This window comes from Collinsella aerofaciens, assembly GCF_015561195.1.
Taxonomy (GTDB): Bacteria; Actinomycetota; Coriobacteriia; order Coriobacteriales; family Coriobacteriaceae; genus Collinsella; species Collinsella aerofaciens_AC.
In genome coordinates, this window is record NZ_JADMSU010000001.1 from 118,011 (window position 1) to 131,562 (window position 13,552).

Sequence of the window (13,552 nt, forward strand, 5' to 3'; positions counted from 1 at the left end):
ACACCTGCGCCCTCACGCCCGCCAATCTGGGACACGCTTTCCGCTTGAGGCCTTCGGCGGAAAGCGCGTCCCGGAATCGGGGTTCAGAGTGGGACGGGCTTTCCGGTTGAGGCCTTCGGCGGAAACGGCATCCCGGAATAGACGCTCAAACTGGGATGCATTTTCCAAACGAGCGACTGGCGGAAACTGCGTCCCATTCTGGGCGTCGATTCCGGGTCGCAGCTTCCGGATGAGAACCGTTCCGGAAAGCGCATCCCACTCTGAAGCTGGATTCCGGGTCGCAGCTTCCGCTTGAGAACCGTTCCGGAAAGCGTGTCCCACTCTGGAGCCAAATTCCGGGACGCACTTTCCGCAGAGAGGCAGTAGGAGCTGCCGGCAGCAAAGAGGGGCCGTCGAGACGCTGCCCGACGACCCCTCAAAACTTGCTATCGATGCCAATCGCCACAAGGGCATGGCTGCCTACTTGCTAATGGCGCCCGTCATATAGACAAACTGCACGCGGTTCATGTGCCCGCCCTGCTCGCCGTTAACAAAGTCCGTCGGCGTAAAGCTGGGGTTGAGCATTTCCTCGATCTTGTCCTTAACGGTGTTGATGACCTGGGTATCGAGGTCGCTCGTACGGTCGGTAAGCTCCTGCATACCGCTGCCGAGCTCGGATGCGCCGCTGGCGAGCGTACCCGCACCCGACGAGAGGAGGTTCATGCCGCTGGCAAGAGTGGCTGCTCCCGCCTTGAGCTGCGCCGCACCGCCATTAAGCTGCGAGACGCCGTTAGCGAGAGCGGGCGTGGCACCGTTAAGCTGCTGCGTGCCCGCGGCAAGCTGATCGGTGCCCGCGGCAAGGGCCGTGGCGCCGTCGCTCAACTGGCGCGCGCCCGTGGCTGCAGAGTCGACGCCGGCGACAAGACCGGGGTTCTCGGCCGTGGGGCTTGCAGGGTTGATCGCGCTGTTCATATAGGCGATGGCCCTGGCCAGGCTCAGCTGCTGACCATCCTGGACGGTAGTGTAGCCCTGAATGGCGCTATCGAGCGCGCCGACGGCACCCTGGGCGCCGCCCTGGGCGCCGGCCGCTTGAGCCAACGTCGTAACCTGGTCGGTAAGCTTGCCAAACATGGGCTCGGCGTCCTTTAGACCCTGAGACGCCTGGCCGTTAAGGCCCTGGGCTCCCGTAACGGCGCTGGACGCGGCATCGAGATATGCGGTAAGGCCCGTCGCATCGGCACCCGAAGCCGCTGTGGCGGCCGCTCCCGCGCTGGCAGCAGCGCTACCGGCGCTCGCGGTGGCAGCATCCAGCTGCGCCGTGGCCTCGCTTAGCTTGGCAGCCGCAGCCTTGGCGGCATCGAGGTCGGCTGCATTCTCCAGTGCGTTCTGAGCCTCGGCGACCGCTGCCTTGGCAGCAGCAATAGACGCAGCGGCACTCTCTGCGCCGTCCTTAGCGCTTACAGCGTTGGTCTTGGCGGCATCGTTGCCCATGGCGCTTGCAACCTGCTTCGCCCCGCCGAGCGCCTGCTGAGCGCCGGCAAGGTACTGTCCCTCACCATTGAGCGCCGCCGTAAGGCCCTGCGGCCCGTACAGCGCGCCGTAGGCGTTACCGGACGTAGCGGTTACGGCGTCCTGCGCCGTCTTGGTTGCAACCTGCGCCTTGGCAAGGTTTTCCTCCTGAGCCTGCTTGCCCAGCGTCAGCGCATTAACAAACGTATCAGAGCCGGCGGCAATTCCGCTGATGCCGCCCGAAATCTCCTGCGCACTCCCCTGCAGCTTGGTCAGGCCCGTCGAAAGATCGGACGCGCCGCCTTTGAGCTTTGCAGCGCCGGCATTAACGCCCTCGGCACCGGTATTAAGGCTGCTCACGCCTTCGACCAGCGTGGGAACCTGCGCATTGAGTTGGCTCGTGCCCGCCGCAAGCGTGGCAGCGCCACTGGACAGCGTGCCGGCACCGGTATTGGCAGTGGCGAGCGAGGCTGCGAGGGTCTTGGCGCCGTCGGCGACCTGGCCCGCACCGCTGTTGGCCGTGGCAATGCCGTTAGAGAGTTCCACGAGCTGGCTCGTATCCATGCTGCTTGAGTCCACATCGATGGCAAGGCTCAGCGGCACGCCGACAATCTGCCAGCCGTCGAACTCAAAGTCCTCGACATCGGTCGTAATGGTGTAGTCACCGGTGGTACCGGGAATCACCATGTAGGTGAGCTGCGTGTTGGAGCCGTTGGCTGCAACCGTGGCGCCCTCGGCCTCAATATCGTGTGCTTCGGTATCCTTAAGCTGGCCGGCAATCTGGACCAGATAGTTATCGGCATAATCGCCGCCGGTATAGTCCGCGTTCTTTTCGACCTTGAGCCTCATGGTGAGCTTGCCGCTCTTGCCCGCCAGATCCTTGGCGTCGATATCCTTACCGTCAAGCTGATATGTCACGGTCACGTTCCACGGCATCTGGGTGTTCTTGTCCAGATCGCCCTGGTAGACAAAGTCCTGCGCGCCCTGGCCTGTAACGGCAACCGACCCGTTGTCATCCGTTAGCTTTTGAGTCGTCGACAGATTGGTCACCTTGTCATAGGTGCCGGAGTCGTCAATCTTGACGCCCTTGTTGGCCTCGAAGCTGTTGACCACGTAAACGCCCGTGCGATTACCATCGGCATCGGTCTTAACGTACACGACCTGGTTTTTCTTGTAACCCGGCGCGGCGCTATTGGAGCTCGTCGCGACCTGTTCGGTCGCAGCCGAAGCCCCGTTTGTCGACCCCAAGCCATCAGCGAATACAACGGCGCCGGGCACGGTAAGGGCCACGGTCAAACCGGCGGCAAGAGCGAGTGCGGCAATGCGCTTACGCGGACGGCGCACAAGATCGCGCTGAGCGTCGAGCTCTTTCGAAGCGGTATCAGTGGTATGGGTATGCATTGCGGTATTCCTTCCAACTACTTTGTTAAACGTTACTGAGCGGAGCCGTCCGCAACGGGTGCCTCGGCGCTATCCGAAACCGGAGCCTGGGCACCTTTAGGCAAAAAGTGCGCTTTGAGCGTGGTCTTGCCAATAAGACCGTCGAGCACATACAGGAAGCCCGGCAGCGCAAAGAGCACGGCGACCAGCGAGATGCTCACACCGACACCCAAGAACCAGCCGATTTGCTTGAGCACGCCGTGGCTCGAAATCGCATGGATCAAGAAACCGCTAATGAGCAGGACCGATCCAGACGTCAGGACAGGAATCGTGCAAGCCTCCATGGTCTCGAGCAACGCCTCGCGCTTGTGCATAATCTTGCGGTCCTCGCGATAACGGTCGGCGATCAGGATGCCGTAGTCGACGGCGACACCCAACTGGATGGAACTCTCGATTAGATAGGCAAGAAAGAACTCATGCATTCCGGTGTAGAGCGGTGCGGCAAAGTTGACCCAGATCGAGGTCTCAATCACAAGCACCAAGATGACCGGCAGGCTGATGGACTTGGTGGCAAGCAGCAGCACCACGAACACAGCCACGACGGCGATAAGATCGACCTTACCCTTATCGACGGTGATGGTGTCCTTAAGGTCGGTGGTGCTCACGCCCTCGCCGGCGAGCATTGCCTTGCCCGGGTAATGCTTATCAGCGATACCGCGGATCTTCTTGACCAACTTGAACGTACTCGGGCCCTCGTAGGGCACGCTAACCGTGAGCACCAAGCGGCTGTAATGCTCTCCCTCCACCAGATCGAGCACGTTCTTCTCGGCCATGCCCGTGGGGATATAGGGGCTCGCGACGTCAACGTAGCTCTGGATAGACTTGACCTCGGGGAGTGCCTTGAGCTCGTTGGAGAGTGCCTGCTCCTCGCTCACCTCACCGCGGGGAACGAGCACAACGTAGGTATCGGAGTTGCCAAAGATCTCCTTGACCTTGTCCATATCCTGGCCAAGGCGCGTATCCGAACCAAAAATATGCGAGGTGCCGTAGTAGTACGTGATGTCGCTGGAGGTCGATGCCACGCGCGCGGGATAGACCACAGCAAGGATCACGACGGCAGCGGGAATGCAGACCTTAAGTACCAAGCGGGCAAACTTGCCCAGCGGCGGAACAAACGGCTTATGCTGCGTCTTTTGCACAAAGCCGTCAAACTGAACGAACATGGAGGGCACAAAGGTAAAGACCGATACCAAGCTGATGGCGATACCCTTTGCGAGGGCAAGGCCAAGATCGGGGCCGATCTTAAACTGCATGGCGGTCAGCGCGATAAAGCCCATGCAGACCGTGCAGCCGCTCGAGAACACAGCGACCGAGGACTTGCAGCACGACTGCACCATGTCTTCGGCAACGCTGCCGTGATGGCCGTGTTCCTCGTTAAAGCGGTGCAGCAAAAAGACCGAGAAGTCCAGTGCGATGGCAACCTGCAAAATCGAGCCAGCGGAGTTGGTGACAAAGCTGATCTCGCCAAAGATGAGGTTTGTGCCCCAGTTGATAAACACCGAGACGCCCAGGCCCAGCAGCACCAGAATGGGCTCGGCCCAGCTGGTGGTCGTGATAACCAGAATCACAAAGATGATCGCTATTACGGCGACCGTAATGATGCTGATCTGTTGCTCGGTCGACGTGGTCGCAAGCGCGTTGGACATGGCCGAGCCCGTAATAGCGCCCTCGTCGCCCACGATATCGCGGATGGCATCGGTGGCCTCGATTTCCTTCTCGGAATCGACCGTCACCGTAAACAGGGCATTATTCTTTTTGTAATACGTCTCGACGGTATTCTTATCCTGCGTGGCAAGCGGCTGATCGATGTCGGCCGCATCGTCGAGCCACAAGACCTCTTCGACACCGTCGACCTTTTTGATCTTGTCCTTGTATTTGAGTGCCTGGGTAATCGAGACATTGGGCACCATGACACGGCAGTTGGGAATGTCGCCCTTAAACTCGTCGCCCATGGTATTGAGAGCAACGGTCGACGCCGCCTCGTCGGGCAGATAGCTCGTAATGTCGTAGTTCACGCCCACAAACTGGCGCAGGAACAGGCACACCAGCGCCGCCATCGCATAAAACGCGATGATGGGCTTGCGGTGCTTTACGACCCATCGAAATAGCTTCTCTTTCAACCTCAATCCTCCATAACGCTCAGCTGGTAGTTCGCTCTAATTATTCCACATCAGTTAGTTATCAAACATATGTAGGTTAAAGTTCGCATTAAGGTTGGCGATTGAGGAGAGCCTTGGAGGCAAAACAACCTCCGCAAAAGCGCTCCGGAAAGCGGGTCCCGGTCTGAGGTCCGAATCCAGGACGCAGTTTCCGGTTGAGGGCTTGTCCGGAAAGCGCGTCCCATTCTGAAGCCGAATTCCGGGACATACTTTCCGAAACCCATGCCAAAGGGAAAGCGCGTCCCATTCCAGGCGCGGATTCCGGGATGCAGTTTCCGCTTGAGGGTTGATCCGGAAAGCGTGTCCCATTCTGAGACCTGATTCTGGGATGCAGTTTCCGCTTCATAGCCGTTCCGGAAAGCGCATCCCATTCTGAGCATCGATTCCGGGACGCAGCTTCCGCTCCAAACAAAAGGTCCCGGCTCGCGATGGAGCCGGGGCCAAAGGCGCAGCATATGCAGTTGATGGTGAGCGCGAACAGCCCGTCAGCAATGGCCGTCCGCGCCCTACCCTAACCGCGGTTGCGGGCGCGGCTATACGGCGTATCCACCACGGGCAGATCCGGACGCAGCTTGCCGTCAAATGCGCGGTAGGCGTTCTGCACGGCGGGCGCCGTCGGGATAGTGGCGATCTCGCCGATGCCCTTGCCGCCGTATGCCACGGGCAGCAGCTCGTCCTTCTCCACGTAAATGGCGTGAATATCCGGAATCTCGGGCGCACGGAACAGCCCGAGCGTGCCGTACCTTGCCTGGGGTACGCAGTCCTTGAGCGGCCAGTCCTCGGTAAGCGCATAGCCCATGCCCATGAGCACGCCGCCTTCGATCTGACCCTGGATGGAGATGGGGTTGACCACCTTGCCGGAATCGTGTGCGGCATAGACCTCGCTCACGCGGCCGTCATCATCCAGAATGACCACATGCGTGGCAAAGCCGTAGCAGATGTGGCTCTTGGGGTTGGGAACATCCGCACCCAGCTTGTCGGTCGGCTCCAGATACACGTAGCCAAACTCGCATCCCTCGAGCGCCTTGATGGCGGCCGCAGGATCCTGAGGATGCATGCCCTGACCGGCGACGAGTTCCTGCGTGCGCAGCTGATAGGCGCGACCGTCGTCGTACTCGATCTTGACGCCGTCGCCATGCGCACTCACGGGAGCATCGGGTGCAGGCTTGCCGGCCTCGATGCCAACCATGGCATCGCGCAGCAGGAAGGCGGCGCCGCGCACGGCCTCGCCGGTCACGACCGTCTGACGCGAGCCAGACGTGGTGCCGGAGTCGGGAGCGTTCTCGGTGGAGCACTCGCCGTTGGCGATGCAGCTCAGCGGCAGACCGCACGCCTCGGCAACGTCCTGCAAAAAGACGGTGTTGCAGCCCTGGCCGATGTCGGACGTGGCGGCATAGACCACAGCGACGCCGTTCTCGACGCGAATCTTGCAGCGGCCGGCATCGGGCAGGCCCACGCCCACGCCGGCGTTCTTCATGGCGCAGGCGATACCGGCGTGTCCGGGATGCGCATAGTAGGCATCCTTTACCGCGAGCAGCGTCTCCTTCAGCGCCGTGGAGCAATCGGCGATCTGGCCGTTGGGCAAAACCTCGCCCGGCTCGATGGCGTTACGGTAGCGGATCTCCCACGGATCCAGGCCGACCTTCTCTGCCAGCAAGTCGATCAGGCTCTCGAGCGCAAACTCGGACTGACAAACGCCAAAGCCGCGGTACGCGCCGGCGGGCGGGTTGTTGGTGTAGTAGCCAAAACCGCGAATGTCAGTGTTCTGGTACTTATAGGGGCCAACGGCATGCGTGCAGGCGCGCTCGAGCACCGGGCCGCACAGCGACGCGTAGGCGCCGGTATCAAAGTTGATCTCGCAGTCCAGGCCGGTAAAGTTGCCCTCGGCGTCGCAACCCAGCGTAAAGGTGCCATCCATGGCATGGCGCTTGGGATGGAAAGCGAGCGACTCGGCGCGCGTGAGCTTGCACTTCACAGGACGCTGGAACTTATATGCGGCGAGCGCGGCCAGGTGCTGGATAGACACGTCCTCCTTGCCGCCAAAGCCGCCACCCACGAGCATGGTCTCGACGACCACACGCTCGGGCTCGCTATCCCAGCCAAACATGTGGGCGCACTCTTTGCGCGTATCGTAGGCGCCCTGGTCGGTCGACTGCACCTTGACGCCGTTCTTGTACGGGAAGGCGACGGCGCACTCGGGCTCCAAGAAGGCATGCTCGGTAAAGGGCGTGGTAAAGCGCTGCGTCACGGTGAACGCGCTCTCCGCCAGCGCCTTGGCGGCGTCGCCGCGCGTCACATGGCGACTCTGGCACACGTTGTCCTTGAGCTCCACCGTGTTGCCAAAGGCAAAGAAGCTGTCGTGCAGGCGCGGGGCGTCGGCAGCCCTGGCCTCGACAATGTTGCGCACGGGCTCCAGCGGCTCGTAATCGATCTTTACGAGCTTCTTGGCCTTCTCGAGCGTCGCCTCGTCCTCGGCAACCACCAGCACGATGGCGTCGCCCACGCAGCGGGTGATATCGCCCTGGGCGATCATGACGTCCCAGTCCTGGATAAGGTGGCCGACCTGGTTGACCGGCACGTCCTCGGCGCGCAGGATCCCCACCACGCCGGGCAGGGCCTCGGCCTTGGAGGTATCGATGGAGAGCACGCGGGCGCGCGGATACTTGGAGCGCACGGCGCTGGCGTAGGTCAGGCCCGGCTGATCGAGCTCGTCGATGTCATCGGGGTACTTACCCTCGCCGAGCACCTTCTTGCGCACGTCGATACGGAAGGCGCGCTTGCCCACGCCGTAGTCGTCACCGCGCTCCAGGTCCTCGTCAATCTGCTTTTCGCCGCGGAGCACCGCAGCGGCGAGTGCGATGCCCTCGATGATCTTCTTGTAGCCGGTACAACGGCAGACGTTGCCGCGAATGGCGTACTTGATCTGCTCCTCGGTGGGCTCGGGGTCCTCGGCGATGAGCGCTGCACCCGCCATGACCATGCCGGGGATGCAAAAACCGCACTGCACGGCGCCCACGGCGCCAAAGGCGTACACAAAGGCCTCGCGCACGTCCTGGGGCAGGCCCTCGACGGTCACGATGTTGCGGCCGGCGGCAAGGGCGGTGGTCAGTACGCAGGCCTTGACGGCCGCGCCGTCCACATGGATGGTGCAGGTGCCGCAGGCGCCCTCGGAGCAGCCGTCCTTGGCGGAATGGATGTGCAGGTCGTCGCGCAGGTAGCGCAGCAGCGGTTTATTTTGGGTCGTTGTGCGCTCGACGCCGTTAACGGTAAAAGTGAATTCCTGTGCCATGGTGATTCCCTTCTACACGCCGGCGGCGATGCCGGTGCGGTCGTGGATGGCGCCATGCGGGCAGACGACAGCGCACATGCCACACGACAGGCAGTCCGTACCATCGATATGGGCGCAGTTGTCCTCGATGCGGATAGCGCCGGCGGGGCACTTTTTGGCGCACATGCCGCAACCGATGCAGCTCGTGTCGCAAATCTTGCGGGCGATGGCGCCCTTATCGGTGTTGTTGCAGCGCACCAGGATGTTCTGGTAGCCGGGAACGAAGGCAATCACGCGCTGCGGGCACGCCATGCCGCACAGGCCACAGCCCGTGCACTTGGAGCGATCCACGCGGGCGATGCCATCGGCCAGCGCAATGGCGCCGTGGGGGCAGGCCGTGACGCAGGCGCCACAGCCAATGCAGCCTTCGCTGCAGCGGGCATCGCCGCCCGCGGAAGCACAACCGCTTCCGCAGGCAACGTAGGCCACGTTATGTTGAATGGATTTGGCCATAAGAGACTCGCCTATTTCTTAAGAAGGTACGGATAGCTGTCGCGCACGGCCTTGATGGTCAGGCGGACGGCCTCGGGCAGACCGGTGTTGAGGGCATCGACCGAGACGGTACGGACCGTGCCGGCAACACGGACCTTAAAGTGATCCTCGTCCACGGCCAGGAAGCCCTCGTTCTCGGAGTTCTCCATGTCCTCCTCGCTCCAGAACAGGGTGAGCTTGTCCTTGTAGGGACGACCCTCCTGGTAGGGGCAGAACACGGCGCAGTTGCCGCACTCGTTGCACATGCCGTCGACATGTACCACCTGATGCTTGGCCAGGCCCGGCACCTTAATTGCCACGTTGGCGCGGTTGGGGCACACGTCGCAGCAGACCTCGCACACCGAGCCGCAGCCCAGGCAGCGGGTCTTGGTGCAGTTGCGCTTGTCGCGGCACAGCGACCCCTTGCGCTCGTAGCTGGTGTCCTCGCGGCCGGCCTGCTCGTTGCAGTCGGCGTACTTGTTAAAGTCCACACCGGCAATGGCACGGGCGACCTCGGCGGCGTCGGCGATAGCCTCGACCACGGTGGCCGGACCGCGACGGCAGTCACCGGCAGCCCAGACGCCCTCGACGCCGGTGGAGGTGGCGGCAAGGCGGCCGCGACGGTCGTGCTCGACGCCCGCAGCATCGTACAGGCTGGCATCGATGCCCTCGCCCACGGCACAGATCACCGTGGTGGCGGAAAGCTCGTCGGTCTCGCCCGTGGCGACAGGGCTGCGACGGCCGCTTGCGTCCGGCTCGCCAAGCTCCATAACATCGCAGATCAGCACGGCGCCGTTGAGCGCCTTGGGCGCCAGCAGCTCGCAGAACTCAACGCCATCGGCAAGAGCAAGATCGAGCTCTTCCTCGTCGGCGGGCATCTGCTTCTTGGTGCGGCGATACACCAGGCGCACGTTCTTCACGCCAGCCAGGCGCTTGGCCACGCGGGCGGCGTCCATGGCGGTGTTGCCGGCGCCAATGACCACGACGTCCTCGCCCAGCTCGAGCTTCTCGCCCTTCTTGGCGGCCTCGAGGAACTCCAGCACGTCGAGCTCGGCACCCTCGCCCAGGCCTGCGGAACCGGGCATCCAGGCACCGGTGGCAACGACCACGTCGGTAAAGCCCTGGGCCTTGAGCTCGTCAATGGACTCCACGCGGGCGTTAAGCTGAACCTTGGCACCAAAGGCCAGGCAGAGCTCGGCGTCGTGCGAGATATCGTCGCTGGCGATACGGAACTCGGGGATCACGTGACGGACCACGCCGCCGAGCGAGTCGCGGGCCTCAAAGATGGTGACAGGCACGCCGGCACGTGTCAGGAAGAACGCCGTCGCCAGGCCGGCCGGGCCGCCGCCGATAACGGCAACGTTGCGCTCACCGTCGCTGGCGATGGCCTGGGCGCGCAGCTTGGGCAGCACGGCGGTCATGGCCTCGCGGGCGGCCTTGAGCTTGCTGGCGCGAATCTGGGCGCCCTCGGGCTCGTAGAAGGCACGCTCGCAGGCACGGCCGCAGGGATGCGGGCAGATGGTACCGGTAATGAACGGCAGGGCGTTGTGCTCGATGATGATGTTGAGCGCGTCCTCGTAGCGGCCCTCGTCAACAGCCGCCAGGTAGGCGGGAATATCCTGCTGGATGGGGCAGCTCGTACGGCAAGGCGTGGTAAAGCAGTCGGAAAGCGGGCTCTTACCGGCGACCTTGCGGTCGGGCAGCGGGCGCAGCGGCTTCTTGTAGAGCGGGTTAGTGAGCGAGTCGGTCTGGATCGCAGTCACGGCCTCGAGAGAGACGCCCGCGAACGGCTTGCCGTCCAGGTCGGTAAACTCGCCGGCCATCTGGCTAAAGCGCTCGTAGCCACCGGGCTTGAGCACGTCAGTCGCCAGGGTGACGGGCCAAATACCGGCGTCATACAGGGCACGGATGTTGTAGACCGTAGCACCGCCGGAGTAGCTGATGCGCAGCTTGCCATCGAACTGCTCGGTAATGCGGCGGGCAGCCTCGATGGTCAGCGAGAACAGCGAACGACCGGACATGTACATCTCGGTGGAGGGCAGCTCGTTCCTCGTCACGTCGACGGGGAACGTGTTGGTCAGCTTGACGCCAAACTCCAGGCCGCGCTCGGCGCACAGGGCAATCAGGCGCTCGAACATGGGCACGGCGTCGACCCACTGCAGGTCCTCGCGGAAGTGTGTGTCATCGAAGACGATGTAGTCAAAGCCCAGCTCATTGAGGCGCTGACGGGCAAACTCATAGCCCAGCAGCGTGGGGTTGCACTTGATGTAGGTGTTGAGGCCCTTCTCGGTGATCAGATAGGTCGCGATGCGCTCGATCTCCGCCGGCGGGCAGCCGTGCAGGGTAGACTCGGTGATGGAGTTGGAGACGCGTGCCGGGATGGACTCGACAAACGCGGCGTCGACATGCTCAAACTTGTCCAGGTTGGCGAGTGCCCATGCGCGGCACTCGTTCCAGACGTCGGAGCTGCTGGCGTCCTTCATGCCCTCGATGTACGCGTCGACCTTGGGGCTCTTAATGCCCTCCAGGTCATAGCCCACCGACATGTTGAAGACAAAGCCGTCCGGGCTGCCCAGACCGTACTCGCGAGCGATCAGGTGGCAGGCAAACCATGCCTTCACGTACTCGGCAAAGGCCTGCGGAACCTCGAGCTCGGTCGACCACTCGCAGTTGTAGCACTCGTCCTGCGCCACAATGCAGGGCTTGTTGACGCAACGGGAAAGCTCCTCGCCGTCCATAACCTGAACGGTCTTGAGCTCAAAGAAGCGGGAGCCGGCCACGTAGGATGCCACGATGTTCTGGGCCAGCTGCGTATTGGGACCGGCGGCCGGGCCAAACGGAGTCTCGATGCGCTCGTCAAAAATGGGAAGCGCACCCTCCTGGTTGGTCGTGACCATCTTGCGCACGCCAAAGATGGCGTCCTGGGTCTTGTGCTCCTCGATGATCCAGTTCATCAGCTGCGAAAACGGGATCGGCCTCATGATGTCGCTCATAATGAGCTCCTCTCTGTAACGCCCGGCGAGACCGCGCGGCGGGCGCAAATACGGTGTAGCGCTAGCACAGCGCCGGCGACCCCGCGGAGGCCGCCTATGCGCGCGTCGGATGCGGCGAAACATCCGACGCGCGCGAATCTCCAATTGGAATTAGTAGGCGCGATCGTTGAGCGTGCTCCAGAGCTTCTTGGACTCAGCCATGGTCCACGCGTTGATCTTTTCCTCATCGATACCGACAAACTCGCGATCCTTGTACAGGACGCGGCCGTTGATGATGGTGGTGCGGCAGTTTTTGCCCATCATGCCAAAGAGCATGTGACCGTCGATGTTCTCCTCGCTCAGCGGCGTAAAGGGCTTGTAGTCCATGACGATGACGTCGGCGGCAGCGCCGGCCTCGAGCACACCGAGCTTGCGATCGAAGTACTTGCTCGCCATCTTGGCGTTGTTCTCGAACAGCATCGTCATGGCCTCGCACCAGCCCACGTTGGGCATGGCGGCGTTGTGGCGCTGAATGATCAGGAAGACCTTAAGGCTCTCGAGCATATCGTGGGTGTAGGCGTCGGTGCCCATGCACACGGGGATGCCGCGGCGGAAGAACTCGAGCACGGGGGCGCAGCCCACGGCGTTGCCCATATTGGATTCGGGGTTGTTGACGAGCCAGGTACCGGACTCCTTGACGATATCCATCTCGGCAGGCGTCACGTGGATGCAGTGGCCGAGCATGGTGTCGGGACCCAGCAGATTGTGCTGCAGCAGGCGCTCGACGGGGCTGATGCCGCCGCGGTTGAGGCGGGAGTCCCACACATCGTTCATGCCCTCGCACACGTGGATGTGGAAGCCGGTCAGGCCGTTGTTGGCCTCGGCCATCTTATCCATGGTCTCGTCCGAAAGCGTAAAGGTGGCATGTCCGCCAAACATGGCGGCGATCATGTGGTTGTCGTTATCGCGACGCTCCTTGGCGGCCCATTGGGCAAATTCGGCGTTCTCGGCAATGGCCTGGTCGCATTTTTCCTGACCGCGGCGATCGGAGACCTCGTAGCACAGGCACGAACGCATGCCCAGCTCCTGCGCGGCGTCCTTAATGGTAAAGAGGCTGCCCGGAATCTCGTAGAAGCTCGCGTGGTGATCGAAGATCGTGGTGACGCCATCGCGGATGGAGTCCAGAATCGTGGCATAGGCGCTGGCCTTGGTGCCGTCGAGCGTCAGGTTGTCGTCGATCTTCCACCACTGCTGCTCAAGATTCTCTAGGAAATTGGTGGGGTTGCAACCCTTAATGGCAAGGCCGCGGGCCAGACCCGAGTAGATGTGGGTGTGGCAGTTGATGAGTCCGGGCATGATGAGGTTGCCCTGGGCATCGACGTACTCGGCATCCGGGTACTTGGCCTTGAGCTCGCACTCGGGGCCCACTTCGACGATCGTATCTCCGTCAATGGCGACCGCACCGTTGGGAATGAACGGGGTCTGAGCGTTGCGGGTAAAGACGGAACCGTTAGCGACCAGAAGCATGAATGCTCCCTTCAACATCAGGGGCGGGGTTTGACACCTCTGACATGGCGGAGTGCGAAGCGCCGGCCTACACCGGAAACGGGCCCTCTCCCGTCAACGCTTCACCAAAGGGACAAACCCTTTGAAGTGCGGCTTGGCGCCGCATGACGTCGGCGGACGAGGCGATG

The 13,552-nt window shown here is 62.3% G+C and carries 6 protein-coding genes; all 6 read right to left on the reverse strand.

Features of this window, described 5'->3' with window-relative positions; all coding sequences use genetic code 11:
- Positions 1 to 459 precede the first annotated feature (459 nt).
- Positions 460 to 2,889 (reverse strand): YhgE/Pip domain-containing protein, encoded by a 2,430-nt coding sequence (locus I2H81_RS00510; RefSeq protein WP_195644134.1) that lies wholly within the window; start codon positions 2,887 to 2,889, stop codon positions 460 to 462.
- Positions 2,890 to 2,921: 32 nt separating this feature from the next.
- Complete coding sequence (locus I2H81_RS00515) at positions 2,922 to 5,048, reverse strand: efflux RND transporter permease subunit (RefSeq protein ID WP_229107983.1); 2,127 nt, start codon at positions 5,046 to 5,048, stop codon at positions 2,922 to 2,924.
- A gap of 550 nt (positions 5,049 to 5,598) precedes the next feature.
- Positions 5,599 to 8,376 (reverse strand): selenium-dependent xanthine dehydrogenase, encoded by a 2,778-nt coding sequence (gene xdh, locus I2H81_RS00520; RefSeq protein ID WP_195644136.1) that lies wholly within the window; start codon positions 8,374 to 8,376, stop codon positions 5,599 to 5,601.
- A 12-nt stretch (positions 8,377 to 8,388) separates the two neighbouring features.
- Positions 8,389 to 8,868, reverse strand: a complete 480-nt coding sequence (locus I2H81_RS00525) for a 4Fe-4S binding protein (RefSeq protein WP_195644137.1) — start codon at positions 8,866 to 8,868, stop codon at positions 8,389 to 8,391.
- Positions 8,869 to 8,879: 11 nt separating this feature from the next.
- A complete protein-coding gene (gene ygfK, locus I2H81_RS00530) occupies positions 8,880 to 11,879 on the reverse strand; it encodes a putative selenate reductase subunit YgfK (protein ID WP_195644138.1) in 3,000 nt (999 codons plus the stop codon).
- Positions 11,880 to 12,029: 150 nt separating this feature from the next.
- Positions 12,030 to 13,385, reverse strand: a complete 1,356-nt coding sequence (ssnA, locus tag I2H81_RS00535) for a putative aminohydrolase SsnA (RefSeq protein ID WP_195644139.1) — start codon at positions 13,383 to 13,385, stop codon at positions 12,030 to 12,032.
- Between the last annotated feature and the right edge of the window lie 167 nt (positions 13,386 to 13,552).

Bases quoted from the DNA above. Each gene is read 5' to 3' on its own strand.
- I2H81_RS00510 (WP_195644134.1), bottom strand. From the start codon at position 2,889: ATGCATACCCATACCACTGATACCGCTTCGAAAGAGCTCGACGCTCAG.
- xdh (WP_195644136.1), bottom strand. From the start codon at position 8,376: ATGGCACAGGAATTCACTTTTACCGTTAACGGCGTCGAGCGCACAACG.
- I2H81_RS00525 (WP_195644137.1), bottom strand. From the start codon at position 8,868: ATGGCCAAATCCATTCAACATAACGTGGCCTACGTTGCCTGCGGAAGC.
- ygfK (WP_195644138.1), bottom strand. From the start codon at position 11,879: ATGAGCGACATCATGAGGCCGATCCCGTTTTCGCAGCTGATGAACTGG.
- ssnA (WP_195644139.1), bottom strand. From the start codon at position 13,385: ATGCTTCTGGTCGCTAACGGTTCCGTCTTTACCCGCAACGCTCAGACC.